Origin of the sequence: Rhodoferax sp. (genome assembly GCF_034519335.1) — a bacterium.
Lineage (GTDB): Bacteria > Pseudomonadota > Gammaproteobacteria > Burkholderiales > Burkholderiaceae_C > Allorhodoferax.
In genome coordinates this window covers 85876-100670 of sequence record NZ_JAXHOL010000038.1, presented here as the reverse complement: position 1 = coordinate 100670, position 14795 = coordinate 85876, and the positions used below count along the sequence as shown (strand labels likewise).

15 protein-coding genes are annotated in these 14795 nt (G+C 60.5%); all 15 read right to left on the bottom strand.

The annotated features are described in order from the left end of the window. Positions 1-36 precede the first annotated feature (36 nt). Positions 37-2559, bottom strand: a complete 2523-nt coding sequence (locus tag U5O12_RS17030; RefSeq protein WP_322579795.1) for a FimV/HubP family polar landmark protein — start codon at positions 2557-2559, stop codon at positions 37-39. A gap of 242 nt (positions 2560-2801) precedes the next feature. After that, positions 2802-3932 (bottom strand): aspartate-semialdehyde dehydrogenase, encoded by a 1131-nt coding sequence (gene asd, locus U5O12_RS17025; RefSeq protein ID WP_322579794.1) that lies wholly within the window; start codon positions 3930-3932, stop codon positions 2802-2804. Between the two features lie 107 nt (positions 3933-4039). Continuing rightward, positions 4040-4219, bottom strand: a complete 180-nt coding sequence (locus U5O12_RS17020) for a hypothetical protein (protein ID WP_322579793.1) — start codon at positions 4217-4219, stop codon at positions 4040-4042. 40 nt (positions 4220-4259) lie between these two features. Then, complete coding sequence (leuB, locus tag U5O12_RS17015) at positions 4260-5330, bottom strand: 3-isopropylmalate dehydrogenase (protein ID WP_322579792.1); 1071 nt, start codon at positions 5328-5330, stop codon at positions 4260-4262. Positions 5331-5418: 88 nt separating this feature from the next. Next, the gene (leuD, locus tag U5O12_RS17010; RefSeq protein ID WP_322579791.1) at positions 5419-6069 is read right to left on the bottom strand and encodes a 3-isopropylmalate dehydratase small subunit; all 651 of its coding nucleotides are present in this window, start codon (positions 6067-6069) and stop codon (positions 5419-5421) included. Continuing rightward, positions 6066-6194, bottom strand: coding sequence for an entericidin A/B family lipoprotein (locus U5O12_RS17005; RefSeq protein WP_322579790.1), 129 nt, complete (start codon positions 6192-6194; stop codon positions 6066-6068). The genes leuD and U5O12_RS17005 overlap by 4 nt, the downstream gene beginning before the upstream one ends. A gap of 23 nt (positions 6195-6217) precedes the next feature. Next, a complete protein-coding gene (gene leuC, locus U5O12_RS17000; protein WP_322579789.1) occupies positions 6218-7666 on the bottom strand; it encodes a 3-isopropylmalate dehydratase large subunit in 1449 nt (482 codons plus the stop codon). A 26-nt stretch (positions 7667-7692) separates the two neighbouring features. After that, positions 7693-8625, bottom strand: coding sequence for a LysR family transcriptional regulator (locus U5O12_RS16995; RefSeq protein WP_322579788.1), 933 nt, complete (start codon positions 8623-8625; stop codon positions 7693-7695). Between the two features lie 244 nt (positions 8626-8869). Beyond that, a complete protein-coding gene (locus U5O12_RS16990; protein WP_322579787.1) occupies positions 8870-10180 on the bottom strand; it encodes a citrate synthase in 1311 nt (436 codons plus the stop codon). A gap of 10 nt (positions 10181-10190) precedes the next feature. Next, entirely contained in the window at positions 10191-10469 is a 279-nt protein-coding gene (locus U5O12_RS16985) for a succinate dehydrogenase assembly factor 2 (protein WP_322579786.1), read from the bottom strand. Between the two features lie 21 nt (positions 10470-10490). Beyond that, positions 10491-11195, bottom strand: a complete 705-nt coding sequence (locus U5O12_RS16980; RefSeq protein WP_310341583.1) for a succinate dehydrogenase iron-sulfur subunit — start codon at positions 11193-11195, stop codon at positions 10491-10493. A gap of 15 nt (positions 11196-11210) precedes the next feature. Continuing rightward, positions 11211-13001, bottom strand: a complete 1791-nt coding sequence (sdhA, locus tag U5O12_RS16975) for a succinate dehydrogenase flavoprotein subunit (protein WP_322579785.1) — start codon at positions 12999-13001, stop codon at positions 11211-11213. Positions 13002-13028: 27 nt separating this feature from the next. Next, positions 13029-13394, bottom strand: coding sequence for a succinate dehydrogenase, hydrophobic membrane anchor protein (gene sdhD / locus U5O12_RS16970; protein WP_322579784.1), 366 nt, complete (start codon positions 13392-13394; stop codon positions 13029-13031). Positions 13395-13416: 22 nt separating this feature from the next. After that, positions 13417-13860 carry a succinate dehydrogenase, cytochrome b556 subunit gene (gene sdhC / locus U5O12_RS16965; protein WP_322579783.1) on the bottom strand — a complete coding sequence of 148 codons (444 nt, stop codon included), beginning with the start codon at positions 13858-13860 and terminating at the stop codon, positions 13417-13419. A gap of 104 nt (positions 13861-13964) precedes the next feature. Beyond that, on the bottom strand, positions 13965-14771 hold the full coding sequence (locus U5O12_RS16960) for a GntR family transcriptional regulator (RefSeq protein ID WP_322579782.1): 807 nt from the start codon (positions 14769-14771) through the stop codon (positions 13965-13967). Positions 14772-14795: the final 24 nt, after the last annotated feature.

Here is a 14795-nt window from a genome sequence, read left to right as displayed (position 1 = left end):
CTGGATCCTGCTATGCGCCAAGCCCCCGGCAGGGACTTAGCTCAGTTTGGCCAGGGCGCGCTGGGCTTTGGCGCGCATGTCGCCGCTGGCCTCGGACACCACTTCTTCGATCAGCGCACGGGCGCCGTCTTCGTCGCCAATGGAAATGAATTCCTCGGCCAGTGCCAATTTGGTTTCCAGGGGATCCTCCCCTGCGCTGTCCGGCGCTTGGGTCAGGCCATCCGCAGGGGATTCCAGATCCAGGGAAAGAGAGCCCAAATCGAACTCCATCAGTCCAGTGTCCGCTGTTTGCGTTGGTGTAGGTTGGGGCACTACAGGAGCGGGGCCGGTCGCTTCAAACTTGAGTCCTTGCGGCTCTTCGTCCGGCATGGGAGTTTCCAAATCGTCCAGCGACAGCGATATCTCTGGCATGCTTGCCACTGGTTCTGGCGTTGCCACTGCGAGCGGAGCAACGGGCAAGTCGAAATCCATATCCATGGAGTTGTCTTGCGCTGCCATTTTGACTGTGCGGTCCGCCGCTGCAGTCATCGTTCCACCCGTCACATCACTGATAGCGCTTGCAGCGGGCTCGTCATCCAGCGAGAAGTCCAGGTCCAGATCCAGATCCACCCCCGGCGCACCCGCATCGCTCAATTCAGCGTGGGCTGACTGGGGAACAGTGCTGTTGCCAAAACTGGAGTTGCCCGCCGCCGGCGTTACGCCAGCCGAGGCCGGAGCTCCACCAGGCTGGTACAGAGCATTGCTTGGATCAATTGCCAAGCCCATCTCGCAGATGCGAGCCCAGTCGGGACTTGTCGCGCCAGTAAGTTTGTAGGCTTGGGTTGCGGTGCTTTCAAAACTACGGGTATCGCGACGTTTACTGAAAATTTCCAGCAGCTTGGTGTGGATGGCAAGACGTCCCGGGTTTGTTCGTACCGCTTCCTTGAGGATTTCTTCGGCCTGCAGGTCTCGGCCATAGGCCAAATACACATCAGCTTCCGCAACGGGATCCACGTCGTCAGCTGCATCGAGTTGGCTGGCTGAATACACCATGGACGACGCACTGGATGGTCCGTTTTGGTTGGTGTCCACACGTTGCCCGCCACTCGCGCCAAAGAACGAATCGGGCTGCAGGCGGCTTTCCAGGAAGGCGCTGTCAACCTGGGCCGAGTTTTTCTTGCGTTGGCGCACCCGATAGGCAGCGTAACCACCAAGGAGGGCAATCAAGCCTGCGGCTCCAGCGGGAACCAGTGGGTCTGCCAGCAATTCGTCCAGTAGCGCAGGCTCTTCCGGAACAGGCATCGGAGCCGCAATTTTGGGTTTGACTGGTGCAGAAACAGTCGCTTGCGGCGCTGAAGCCGCTTCGGCAATTGGGGCGACTGCTGGCGCAGAAGCTGCCGCGGCTGCGGGTGCAGAGGCGGCTGGTCCGGGCAATCCTGCCACTGCCACTGCGGGCGTTGCCGCAACAGGTGCAGAACTTCCGGTTGCGGGCGCTGCCGCTGAGCCGATTTTGCTCAAATCGCTGATGTTTTTGGAGATCTCGGCCGCACGGGCAGCCGCATCTTGTGCTTCGCGTTCTTTGGCAATCTTGGCTTCATCGGCCTTGCCTTGCACGGAGCCCTTTGACAGCGTGAGTTTGTCGGGTGTGGGGCTGGTGGGCTTTTTGTCCTCGACTTTGGCCTCTACCGAGCCACTGGCCTTGCGGTCAGCAGCTGCTACCGCAGCGGCTGGCGCATTGGAGGCCAGGCTGCGGCGGAAATCATTGAAGTCTTTGCTTTGCGCGACCACGATTTTGGACGCTTCTGAAGGCGAAACGCTTTGTGCCTGTTCAGCCTTAGGGATGCTGAGAACGGCTCCCGCACGAATGCGGTTCAGGTTGTCGTTTACAAACGCATCTGGGTTGCTGCGCAACAACGCTACCAGCATCTGGTCTAGCGAAACGTCTGCCGGCTTGATGCTGTTAGCGATTTTGCTGGCGGTGTCACCTCTCTTTACCGTCAGGGACTCCGCGTTGGGATCTGCCGGGGGTGTTGCGGGTGCCGACGGCTTGGCTGCCACTGCTCTGGCCGGCGGCGTGGGGGCACGTGCCGGCTCTGCTGCTGGTGAGGGCGCCGCGTTAGCTGTTGACCTGGGTAGGGTTGTGACTACGGGAGCGGCAGGCACCTGAGCGAGCGTTGGGGCTGCTGGGGCTTTGCGCAGGGCCGGTGGGTCAAACAGCAGGGTGTAATCGCGCACGATGCGGCCCTGGGCCCACGTGGCTTCCAAAATCAAATCCACAAAGGGATCGTTGACGGTCCGCTCGCTGCTGAGTCGCAGGTAAGCGCGGCCATCGGCCCGGCGTTGCAATGTGGCTTGCAGGCTCGACATGGCGGGGCTGTAGTCCAGGCCCGCCGCAACAAAAGCATCCGGCAGTGCGACCCCTGCTTTCAGCGATGCAGCCTCTTCGGCGGTGATCTCGGGGATGTCGATTTCTGCACGCAGAGGTTCGCCCAGCGCTGACTGGACCGTGAGTCGACCGAGCGAAAGCGCATGGGCCCCGGTTCCCGACAAGCCGAGTAGCGCAATGGCTGCAGCCGCCAAAGCGGTCTTCTGCCAACGATGTGACTTAGCAATCAATTTATTAGCCTCCGGTGCTCGGTCGAGCGGCAATTTACTTATCAGTTTTCGGGCGAACCAGCCCGACTCTCAAAACGTAAAAAGTACCATAGCATCAATGTCTTAGGCTGACAAGCTAAGAAAGCTTTTAACTTTCAAAGCCTGCCCCGAACGACCATGCACACCGATTTTTATGTTGTCTAGCGGCAACGACCTGTAACTGCCTGTTACGCGTCCAGCAGGATGCGCAACATGCGGCGCAAAGGCTCTGCAGCACCCCAAAGCAACTGGTCGCCGATGGTGAATGCCCCGACATACTCTGGGCCCATGGCCAGCTTGCGGATGCGGCCCACTGGGATGGTCATGGTGCCGGTCACTGCCACGGGGGTCAGGTCCTGGATGGTCGCCTCGCGTGTGTTGGGCACAACCTTCACCCACTCATTGTCGGCCGCGATCAGCGCCTCGATGTCTGCCACAGGCACGTCCTTCTTGAGCTTGAGGGTCAGCGCTTGGCTGTGGCAGCGCATGGCGCCCACGCGCACGCAGAAGCCGTCCACGGGAATGGCGGCGGAGCCGAAGCCTTCGCCCAGGCCCAGGATCTTGTTGGTCTCCGCCATGCCCTTCCACTCTTCTTTGGACATGCCGTTACCCAGGTCCTTGTCGATCCAGGGGATCAGGCTGCCGCCCAGGGGCACGCCAAAGTTGGCGGTCTCGGCGCCGGTCAGGGCGCGTTGCTTGGCAATGACCTTGCGGTCGATTTCCAGAATCGCGCTCTTGGGGTCGTCGAGCAGGGCTTTGACTTCTGCATTCAGGGTGCCGTACTGGGTCAGCAGCTCGCGCATGTGCTGCGCGCCGCCGCCAGAGGCCGCTTGGTAGGTCTGGGTGCTCATCCATTCCACCAGTCCGGCCTTGTACAGAGCGCCCACGCCCATCAGCATGCAGCTCACGGTGCAGTTGCCGCCCACCCAGTTCTTGCCGCCTTTGGCCATGGCGTCCTTGATGACGGGCATGTTGACCGGGTCCAGGATGATTACGGCGTCTTTTTCCATGCGCAGTGTGGAGGCGGCATCGATCCAGTGGCCGTTCCAGCCGGCGGCGCGCAGCTTGGGGAATACTTCGCTGGTGTAGTCGCCACCTTGGGCCGTGATGATGATCTCGCAGCGCTTCAGGGCGTCCAGATTGAAGGCGTCTTGCAGCGTGGTTTCGTTCTTGGCCCAAGCGGGGGCTTTGCCGCCCGAGTTGGAGGTGGAGAAGAACAGAGGTTCGATCAGGTCGAAGTCCCTTTCCTGTTCCATGCGGTCCATTAACACCGAGCCGACCATGCCGCGCCAGCCGACCAAACCTACCAACTTGCTCATATCAACGCCTTTTCAAATAGTTAAACAAACAATGCTCTTACACGAGTGTTTATGGACTGTTTGCCCGGCTCGTCTGGCCGGGAGGGCGCACGACGAACCAGGCTGGATCAGCCCTTAATGGTCGTGGTTTTGGTGATGGATGCGCGCGCGCCCTTGCTTGCCATGGCGGCAAAAACAATGCTCAGGGAGAGGAGGCAGGCGGCAAACATGGGTGGATTGTAGCCCAAAACGAAGTTTTTTTGCTCCGCGCGGACTGAAATGATTTTTCGGCTGCGAGGCAGCCACACCGTGACCAGCCTCGCATAAGCCCCGTACAAGGGCGCTAGATCAGCCCAAGGCCTTGACCACGGCATCACCCATTTGGGCCGTGCCCACTTTGGTCGTACCTTCGCTGTAAATGTCAGAGGTGCGATAGCCTTGGGCTAGCACCTTTTGCACGGCGGCTTCAATGCGCTGGGCTGCCGCTTCCTGGTTCAGGCTGAAGCGCAGCATCATGGCCGCGCTCAAGATGGTGGCCAGCGGGTTGGCGATGCCTTTGCCAGCGATATCGGGCGCGCTGCCGTGGCTGGGTTCGTACAGGCCTTGGTTGCTGCTGTTCAGGCTGGCCGAGGGCAGCATGCCGATGGAGCCGGTGAGCATGGACGCTTCGTCCGACAGGATGTCACCAAACATGTTGCCGGTGACCAGCACGTCGAACTTCTTGGGCGCCTTGACCAACTGCATGGCGGCGTTGTCCACCAGCATATGGTCCAGCTCCACGTCGGGGTACTGCTGGCCCACTTCGACCATCACGTCTTTCCAGAGCTGCGAGGTTTCCAGCACGTTGTTCTTGTCCACGCTGGTGACGCGCTTGTTGCGCTTGCGTGCGGCCTGGAAGGCGACGTGGGCGATGCGCTCGATCTCGGGGCGGCTGTAGCGCATGGTGTCAAAGGCTTCTTCGGCACCGGGGAAATGGCCGTCGGTGGCCACGCGGCGGCCGCGGGGCTGGCCGAAGTAGATGTCGCCGGTCAGTTCGCGGATGATGAGGATGTCCAGGCCTGCAATCAGCTCGGGCTTGAGGCTGGAGGCGCCGACCAACTGCTCGTAGCAGATGGCAGGGCGGAAGTTGGCGAACAGGCCCAGGTTCTTGCGCAGGCCCAGGATGGCCTGCTCGGGGCGGAACTGGCGCTCCAGCTTGTCGTATTTCCAGTCGCCCACGGCGCCGAACAGCACCGCGTCGGCTTCCTTCGCGAGCTTCAACGTAGCCTCGGGCAGGGGATGGCCGTGGGTGTCGTAGGCCACGCCGCCGACCAGGGCGGTTTCCATTTCAAATTTGAGGTCCAGCGTGTTCAAGACCTTGACGGCCTCGGCGACGATTTCGGTACCAATGCCGTCACCGGGCAAAACTGCGATTTTCATTTCTAACTTTCTTGTCTTGATCGGTTGGGGTCAGAGCACGTCGCTGCGCGCGTGGTCTGACCCTCAATGCTCTATTTTTAGGAGCTACTTACGCATCCATGGTGCGGGCTAGCCACGGTTTTTGTGCCAAACGTTGGGCTTCGAAAGCCTTGATCTTGTCGGCATGGCGCAGGGTCAGGCCGATGTCGTCGAAGCCGTTGAGCAGGCAGTACTTGCGGAAGGCCTGGACGTCAAACGGAATCTCTTCACCCTGTGGCTTCACGATCACTTGGCGTTCCAGATCGATGCTGAGCTGGTAGCCGGGGAAGGCCAGGGCCTCGTTGAACAACTGGTCGACCAGTGCTTCGCTCAGCACGATGGGCAGCAGGCCGTTCTTGAAGCAGTTGTTGAAGAAGATGTCGGCGTAGCTGGGCGCGATGATGGCGCGAAAGCCGTACTGGTCGATGGCCCAGGGCGCGTGCTCGCGGCTGGAGCCACAACCGAAGTTCTTGCGCGCGAGCAGGATGCTCGCGCCAGCGTAGCGCGGCTGGTTCAGCACGAAGTCGGGGTTGGGCTTGCGGCTGGCGGGGTCCTGGCCGGGGTAGCCTGCGTCCAGGTAGCGCCACTCGTCAAACAGGTTCTGGCCAAAGCCGGTCTTGCGGATGGATTTGAGGAACTGCTTGGGGATGATGGCATCCGTGTCTACGTTCTCACGGTCCATGGGCGCAACCAGGCCCTTGTGGAGGGTGAAGGCTTTCATTTTTTGGCCGCTCCTTCGATTTTTTCACCGGCTTTTTGAATGTCCTGGCCCACGCCCTTGACGGTGTTGCAAGCAGTCAGCAACAGCAGGGAGGCGACGCATACAGCAGAGATGATGGCTTTCATGATGGTGTCCTTGGTGGGTTGGTTCAGGAAAACTTGCGGATATCCACGAAGTGACCATGGATGGCGGCGGCAGCGGCCATGGCCGGGCTGACCAGGTGGGTGCGGCCGCCGGCGCCTTGCCGGCCTTCAAAGTTGCGGTTGCTGGTGGAGGCGCAGCGCTCGCCGGGCTCCAGGCGGTCGGCATTCATGGCCAGGCACATGGAGCAGCCGGGTTCGCGCCACTCAAAGCCTGCGGCCTTGAAGATCTCGTGCAGGCCTTCGCGCTCGGCCTGTTCTTTCACCAGACCCGAGCCGGGCACCACCATCGCCAGTTTGATGTTCTTGGCCACTTTCTGGCCCAGCTTCTTCACCACGTCGGCCGCTTCGCGCATGTCTTCAATGCGGCTGTTGGTGCAGGAGCCGATGAACACCTTGTCGACAAACAAGTCGTCCAGCGCCTTGCCAGGCTCCAGGCCCATGTAGGTCAGCGCGCGTTCGATGGCGCCGCGTTTGTTGGCGTCTTTTTCCTTGTCCGGATCGGGCACGCGGGCGTCCACGCCCAGCACCATTTCGGGCGAGGTGCCCCAGGTCACTTGCGGCACGATTTGGCTGGCATCCAGCTCCACCACGGTGTCAAAGTGCGCACCCGCATCCGAGTGCAGCGTCTTCCAGAACGCCACGGCCTGGTCCCATTCCACGGCAGCAGCCTCGGGGCTGGCCGCATTGGCGCCAGGGGCCAAGGGACGGCCCTTGACGTACTCAATCGTCTTCTCGTCCACGGCCACCAAGCCTGCCCGGGCGCCGGCTTCAATGGCCATGTTGCAGACCGTCATGCGGCCTTCCATGCTGAGCGCACGAATGGCAGCACCGCCGAATTCGATGGTGTAGCCTGTGCCGCCCGCAGTGCCGATCTTGCCGATGATGGCCAGCACGATGTCCTTGGCGGTGATGCCGGGGGCGGCTTTGCCTTCCACCTTCACCAGCATGTTCTTGGCCTTTTTGGCCAAGAGCGTTTGGGTGGCCATCACGTGCTCCACCTCGCTGGTGCCAATGCCGTGCGCCAACGCGCCAAAGGCGCCGTGGGTGGAGGTGTGGCTGTCACCGCAAACCACGGTCATGCCGGGCAGCGTGGCGCCGTTCTCGGGTCCGATGACGTGGACGATTCCCTGGCGCTTGGACAGAAAGGGGAAGAAGGCGGCAGAGCCGAATTCCTTGATGTTGGCGTCCAGCGTGGTGACCTGTTCCTTGCTGGTGGGGTCGGTGATGCCGTCGTAGCCACGCTCCCAGCCGGTGGTGGGTGTGTTGTGGTCGGCCGTGGCCACGATGGAGCTGACGCGCCAGACCTTGCGGCCGGCTTCGCGCAGGCCTTCAAAGGCCTGGGGGCTGGTCACTTCATGGACCAGATGGCGATCGATGTAGAGGATGGAGGTGCCGTCCTCTTCGGTGTGGACGACGTGGTCGTCCCAGAGTTTGTCGTAAAGCGTGCGTGCCATGGGTGTCTTCCTTCTGAAATTCGATTTTAGGCCTTGGCCCCTTGCGGGGTCATGGCTGTCAGGTGGTCTACCAGCAACCGCGCCGTGCGCGGCAGGGTGGAGAAATCGCGTGCGACCAGTTCGATGCGGCGTGTGGCCCACGCGTCGCTGAGTGCAACGGCGCTGAGGCCGCCCGCACTGTGCATCAGCGTGAAGGCGCGCAGCGGCATCACGCCGATGCCCAGGCCGTTGAGGATCATGCGGCCCATGGCGTCCAGCCCGGTGACCTGGATGCGCAGCTTGATGGTCTGCCCTAGTGAGGCCGCGGCCTGGCGCATGGCGACGTAGATGGAGCTGTTCGAGTGCAGGCCCACATGGTCAAAAGCCAAGGTCTCTTCAAAAGCCACAGCGGTTTGCGCGGCCAGCGCGTGACCGCTGGGCACGATGAGCACTAGTTGGTCCTGGCGGTAGGGCCGGGTTTGCAGCTCGCCCACACCGTCGGCCGTGTTGCACACGCCCAGGTCCGCCGCGCCTTCCTGTACCGCACGAATCACTTCGCTGCTCAGGTGTTCTTCCAGATCAATCTTGATGCCCTGGTGGGCGCGCACGAAGGCGCCCAGGTCTTCGGGCAGAAACTGCACCGTGGCCGAGATGCTGGCATGCACGCGCACTTGGCCACGTGCACCGTCGGCGTATTCGCTGAGCTCTGCCTGCATGCGGTCCACGCTGAACAGCACGCTGCGCGCATGGTGCAGCAGATTTTGTCCGGCCGGGGTGAGGTGCACGCCGCGGGAATGCCGGTGCAACAGCGCGGTCCCCAGTGCGGCCTCCAGATCGCTGAGCCGTTTGCTCAGGGCGGAAGGTGCAATGAACTCCCGTTGTGCCGCCTTGCCGATGCTGCCCAGCTCGCAGACGGCCACGAACAGCTGAAGCGAGGTCAGGTCCAGGCGGCGGAGGAGGTTGGGGGCAGGGGCTTGCATAGCGTGTTGTGCCATCGCCATTTGCGATTGCTTTCGCTATTTTCCTACCGAAATAGAAGTTTTGATATCGTGGTTCGCGATGTCTTGTGTCGACCGCGGCTATGGCTTTGGATGCTATGGAAAGAGTAGCTACTCACGCATATTCCACGCGGGCTAGAGGCATATTTTGCGTAAAAAAAGCCCCGGTGCCATGGCTGGCAGCGGGGCTGGTGGGGTTGGCGCAGCCAAGCTGGCTGCTGGCCGATCAGCGTTGGCCGATGGGCTTTACATCACGCTTGACGGAACCGGTGAACAGCTGACGTGGGCGGCCGATCTTGTACTCGGGGTCGCCAATCATTTCGTTCAACTGGGCAATCCAGCCCACGGTACGGGCCAAAGCGAAGATGCCGGTGAACAGGTTCACAGGGATGCCGATGGCGCGTTGCACGATGCCGGAGTAGAAGTCCACGTTGGGGTAGAGCTTGCGCTGGACGAAGTAGTCGTCTTCCAGGGCAATCTTTTCCAGCTGCTTGGCCAGCTTGAACAGCGGGTCGTTTTCCAGGCCCAGAGCTTCCAGCACTTCATTGCAAGTCTCTTGCATGAGCTTGGCGCGGGGGTCGTAGTTCTTGTACACGCGGTGACCGAAGCCCATGAGCTTGACGCCGGAGTTCTTGTCCTTGACCTGTTCCATGAACTGGCCGACTTTGGACACACCGCCTTGGCGCTGGATGTCTTCCAGCATGTTCAGGCAGGCTTCGTTGGCGCCGCCGTGGGCAGGGCCCCACAGACAAGCTACGCCGGCCGCAATGGCTGCAAACGGGTTGGTACCGGAGGAGCCACACAAACGCACGGTGGAGGTAGAGGCGTTTTGTTCGTGGTCAGCGTGCAGGATGAAGATGCGGTCCATCGCGCGTTCGATCACGGGGTTGACCTTGTACTCTTCGCAAGGCGTACCGAACATCATGCGCAGGAAGTTGCCCGAGTAGCTCAGGTCGTTCTGCGGGTACATGAAGGGCTGACCCACACCGTACTTGTAGGCCATGGCCACCAGGGTGGGCATCTTGGCGATCAAACGGATGGCCGAGATTTCGCGGTGCTCAGGGTTATTGATGTCGGTGCTGTCGTGGTAGAAGGCCGACAGGGCACCCACCAGACCGGTCAACACGGCCATGGGGTGGGCATCGCGGCGGAAGCCACGAAGGAAGAATTGCATCTGCTCGTTGACCATGGTGTGGTTGGTCACGAGTTTGTGGAAGTCGGTGCGCTCGGTTGCATTGGGCAATTCGCCCTTCAGCAACAGGTGGCAGGTGTCCAGGTAATCCACATTGGTGGCCAACTGCTCAATGGGGTAGCCGCGGTACAGCAGTTCGCCCTTGTCGCCGTCGATGTAGGTAATGCCGGACTGGCAGGAAGCTGTGGAGAGAAAACCGGGGTCATAGGTAAACATGCCGGTCTGGGCGTAGAGCTTGCGGATGTCGATCACATCCGGTCCGATGTTGCCCTGGTACACGGGCATTTCCACGCTGGGGCTGCCGTTGCTGAACGACAGGGTGGCTTTGTTATCCGCTAGTTTCATCTTTCGCCTTTCAGAGAGGTTCTCTCAACATTTTCAAAACTTCGTGCACGTCCGTACGATCCAGTTGCGCATCCACTTGAGCGAGCGATTTGCGTGCCAGTTGCACGTCCAACAAGTCGTTGTCACTCAGGTCCATCAGGGCTGCCAAGGCATCCGCCTGGCGGACCGTCAAAGAGGGGCTGAACCGTTGGAAGAAGCGCTCAATGAAGAGGTCGTTTTCCAGCAAGCCGCGGCGGCAACGCCACTGCAGCTTGCTCAGGGCTCGTTCGTCAATCAGTGCTTCTGTCACGTGCGATCTACTTAGTAAAGGTCAGACGGTCCGCAGGACCATCATTTCCTTGATCTTGCCAATCGCCTTGGTGGGGTTCAGTCCCTTGGGGCAGACGTCCACGCAGTTCATGATGGTGTGGCAGCGGAACAGGCGGTAGGGGTCTTCCAGGTTGTCCAAGCGCTCACCGGTGGCTTGGTCGCGGCTGTCCGCGATGAAGCGGTAGGCCTGCAGCAAACCGGCGGGGCCCACGAACTTGTCAGGGTTCCACCAGAAGCTGGGGCAGGAGGTGGAGCAGCTGGCACACAGGATGCACTCGTACAGGCCGTTGAGTTCTTCACGCTCTTCGGGCGACTGCAGACGCTCTTTCTCGGGCGGCACGGTGTCGTTGATCAGGTAGGGCTTGATCGAGTTGTACTGCTTGAAGAAGTCCGTCATGTCCACGATCAGGTCGCGAATCACGGGCAGGCCGGGCAGGGGCTTCAGAACGATCTTGCCGGGCAGGGTCAGCATGTTGGTCAGGCAGGCCAGACCGTTTTTGCCATTGATGTTCATGGCGTCCGAGCCGCACACACCTTCGCGGCAGGAGCGGCGGAAGGAGATGGTGGGGTCGACAGCCTTGAGCTTCATCAGCGCGTCCAGCAGCATGCGCTCGTGGCCGTCCAGCTCGACTTCGATGTCTTGCATGTAGGGCTTGGCGTCCTTGTCCGGATCGTAGCGGTAGATGGAGAAAGTGCGTTTGGTCATGGTCTGGATCTCGCTTTAGAACGTACGAACCTTGAGCGGCACAGAGTCCACGGTCAAAGGTTTCATCTGAACAGGCTTGTAGGAGAGGCGGCTGCCTTCGCTATACCACAGCGTGTGTTTGTGCCACTCTTTGTCGTTGCGGCCGTTGGGGTGTTCGGCAGAGTCGGCGTAGTCGTCCACGGTGTGGGCGCCACGGCTTTCGTGGCGGGCTGCTGCGGACACGATGGTGGCCTGGGCCGCCTCGATCAGGTTTTCCACTTCCAGCGCTTCAATGCGCGCGGTGTTGAAGACCTTGGACTTGTCCTTCAAGTTGATGGCATTCACGCGTTCACGCAGGGCAGCGATCTTGACAACACCCTCGTCCATGCTCTTCTGGGTGCGGAACACACCTGCGTGTTGCTGCATGGAGGCGCGCATGTCATTGGCCACATCCTGGGCGTATTCGCCGCTGGTGGCGTTGTCCAGGCGGGAGACACGGGCCAGCGTGCGGTCTGCGGCGTCCTTGGGCAGTTCCTTGTGGGCTTTGCTGGTTTTGATGTAGTTGACGATGTGGTTGCCAGCAGCCCGGCCGAACACCAACAGATCGAGCAACGAGTTGGTGCCCAGGCGGTTGGCGCCATGCACCGACACGCAGGAGCATTCGCCCACGGCATACAAGCCATTGACGACCTGGTTGTGCACATCACCGTTTTGCACCACCACCTGCCCATTGATGTTGGTGGGAATGCCACCCATCTGGTAGTGAATGGTAGGCACCACGGGGATCGGCTCTTTGGTGATGTCCACATTGGCGAAGTTCACACCGATTTCGTACACCGAAGGCAGGCGCTTGTGGATGGTGTCAGCACCCAAGTGGTCCAGCTTCAGCAACACGTAATCCTTGTTGGGGCCGCAGCCACGGCCTTCCTTGATTTCCTGGTCCATAGAGCGAGACACAAAGTCGCGCGGGGCCAAGTCTTTCAGCGTGGGCGCATAGCGCTCCATGAAGCGTTCGCCATTGCTGTTCAGCAAAATGGCGCCTTCGCCACGGCAGCCTTCGGTCAGCAGCACGCCGGCGCCGGCCACGCCAGTGGGGTGGAACTGCCAGAACTCCATGTCCTCCAGCGGGATGCCTGCGCGCGCTGCCATGCCCAGGCCGTCACCGGTGTTGATGAAGGCGTTGGTGGAGGCGGCAAAGATGCGGCCTGCACCGCCGGTAGCGAGCAGCGTGGTTTTGGCTTCCAGGATGTGGATGTCGCCGGTTTCCATTTCCAGAGCGGTCACGCCGACCACATCGCCTTCGGCGTCACGGATCAGGTCCAGCGCCATCCATTCGACGAAGAAGCTGGTCTTGGCGGCCACGTTTTGTTGGTACAGCGTGTGCAGCATGGCGTGGCCGGTACGGTCGGCGGCGGCGCAGGCGCGTTCCACAGCCTTTTCGCCGTAGTTGGCGGTGTGGCCGCCAAACGGACGCTGGTAAATCGTGCCATCGGGGTTGCGGTCAAACGGCATGCCCATGTGTTCCAGGTCGTACACGACCTTGGGCGCTTCGCGGCACATGAACTCGATGGCGTCCTGGTCGCCGAGCCAGTCGGAGCCCTTGACGGTGTCGTAGAAGTGGTAATGCCAGTTGTCGTCGTTCATGTTGCCCAGCGAGGCGCCGATGCCGCCCTGGGCAGCCACGGTGTGTGAGCGGGTGGGGAACACTTTGGAGAGAACGGCGACGTTCAGGCCGGCACGAGCCAGCTGGAGGGACGCCCGCATGCCGGAGCCACCGGCGCCGACGATCACAACATCAAATTTTCTTTTGGATACGGAATAGGACATGAATGAATTGCCTGTTGTTGGGGAGGATCAGAGACGCCACAGGACCTGAATGGCCCAGCCAGCACAGCCGACGAGCCACACAATGGAAACCACTTGCAAAGACAGGCGGATAGAGACGGGTTTGACGTAATCCATCCAGATATCACGCACGCCCACCCACACGTGGTAGAGCATGGCCAAGATGACGGAAAAGGTCAGAACCTTCATCCACTGAGAAGCAAATATGCCGGCCCATTTGTCATAGCCAATGGGGCCTGCCGTGAACAAAACCTGAGCCAGTAGCAAGAGGGTAAACAAAGCCATCAACACTGCGGTGACGCGCTGCGCCAACCAGTCCCGCAGGCCGTAATGCGCGCCAACGACGACACGCTTGGAACCGTAATTCACTGCCATTTTCTGATTTCCTTTTTGTTGTCTAGTAGAGGCCAAACAGTTTGGCTGCCAGAGCCAGCGTCAGGAGGGAGCCGAGGCTGAGCGTGACTATGGCCGAGGAGCGGCCAAATTCCTTGCTTACGGCGTGGTTGATATCCATCCACAAGTGGCGCAAACCCGCAATGAAATGGTGCAAATAAGCCCAGATCAGGGCCAGGGCGACGAGTTTGAAGAACCAGCCCGGCACAAAACCCACGCCCACTCCAAACACGCTGGTGAACTTTGCAAATGAGATTTCCGAAGATACGGAGGTGTCTAACATCCAGATAATGAACGGCATCAAGAGAAACATGATGGCGCCGCTGATGCGGTGCAGGATGGATACCCAGCCCGCCGGCGGCAAGCGATAAGTGGGCAAATCCGACAGGGCGTTGATATTGCGAAATTCGGGTCGGGGGCGTTTGCTAGCGGAGGCGAGCTCAGTCATGGATGGGCTTTCTTGGTTGTAACTGGTATGTAATTTTTGGCGCAGCCAGCCAAAATTCTATTGCACCGCACCAATCTGACATTGGTCTTGCACGGTGAACACGGTCAATTTAGCTCATTTCGATAGTAGTGTGTGCCGGTCAGGTACAGGCCGCGCCGCATCTCCATGGGCGTATCGTTGTAGGTGTAGGCCGTGCGCTCCACGCTGAGCAGAGGCGTTTGTGGGTTTGTGTCCAGCAGTGCGCATTGTTCTGCATCGGGCAATACCGCCCGGATCTTCTCTTCTGCGCGCACCATGCGTACACCAAACTCAGTTTCAAACAACGCGTACATGGGCCCGCTGTAATCGGCCAATCGCTCTGCTGTCAGTCCCTTGAACGGCGTGCCCGGTAACCACAGGTCTTCCAAAATGGTGGGCACACCCGCGAATGACAATACACGTCGTACTTGCAGCACGGCGTCTGCCGGGCGCAGGTCCAAGGCCCGGGCCACTTCTGCCGAGGCCCGCAGGCGTTTGCAATCGATGATCTTGCGCTGGGCCGGGCCTTCGCTGTTGGGGTCGCCGTTGTCGGGGAATAGGCGGAGGAAACGGTACTGCACATGGTGCTCGGCATGGGTCGCCACAAAGGTTCCCTTGCCCTGGCGACGAACCAGCAAGTTTTCGGAGGCAAGTTCGTCGATCGCTTTGCGCACTGTGCCTTGGCTCACCTTGAACCGGGCCGCAAGCTCCAACTCGCTGGGAATGGCCGCACTCGGCTTCCATTCGCCGCTCTGAAGGCTTTGCAACATGAGCACCTTGATTTGCTGGTAAAGCGGGCTGAATGACGGCGTAAAGATGGGGCCGCTACTTGAGCCCGTTTCGGCATCTGCAGGGGCAGATGTGTCGCTCGAGGGGGAAGGGATTGCGGCCATGGTGGAAGGGTTTGCGTCAGCTAC

What these genes read in the sequence shown, in the direction of transcription:
- asd (WP_322579794.1), bottom strand. Translation starts at nt 3,932, where the DNA reads ATGAGCAAGTTGGTAGGTTTGGTCGGCTGGCGCGGCATGGTCGGCTCG.
- leuB (WP_322579792.1), bottom strand. Translation starts at nt 5,330, where the DNA reads ATGAAAATCGCAGTTTTGCCCGGTGACGGCATTGGTACCGAAATCGTC.
- leuD (WP_322579791.1), bottom strand. Translation starts at nt 6,069, where the DNA reads ATGAAAGCCTTCACCCTCCACAAGGGCCTGGTTGCGCCCATGGACCGT.
- U5O12_RS17005 (WP_322579790.1), bottom strand. Translation starts at nt 6,194, where the DNA reads ATGAAAGCCATCATCTCTGCTGTATGCGTCGCCTCCCTGCTGTTGCTG.
- leuC (WP_322579789.1), bottom strand. Translation starts at nt 7,666, where the DNA reads ATGGCACGCACGCTTTACGACAAACTCTGGGACGACCACGTCGTCCAC.
- U5O12_RS16995 (WP_322579788.1), bottom strand. Translation starts at nt 8,625, where the DNA reads ATGCAAGCCCCTGCCCCCAACCTCCTCCGCCGCCTGGACCTGACCTCG.
- U5O12_RS16990 (WP_322579787.1), bottom strand. Translation starts at nt 10,180, where the DNA reads ATGAAACTAGCGGATAACAAAGCCACCCTGTCGTTCAGCAACGGCAGC.
- U5O12_RS16980 (WP_310341583.1), bottom strand. Translation starts at nt 11,195, where the DNA reads ATGACCAAACGCACTTTCTCCATCTACCGCTACGATCCGGACAAGGAC.
- sdhA (WP_322579785.1), bottom strand. Translation starts at nt 13,001, where the DNA reads ATGTCCTATTCCGTATCCAAAAGAAAATTTGATGTTGTGATCGTCGGC.
- sdhD (WP_322579784.1), bottom strand. Translation starts at nt 13,394, where the DNA reads ATGGCAGTGAATTACGGTTCCAAGCGTGTCGTCGTTGGCGCGCATTAC.
- sdhC (WP_322579783.1), bottom strand. Translation starts at nt 13,860, where the DNA reads ATGACTGAGCTCGCCTCCGCTAGCAAACGCCCCCGACCCGAATTTCGC.
- U5O12_RS16960 (WP_322579782.1), bottom strand. Translation starts at nt 14,771, where the DNA reads ATGGCCGCAATCCCTTCCCCCTCGAGCGACACATCTGCCCCTGCAGAT.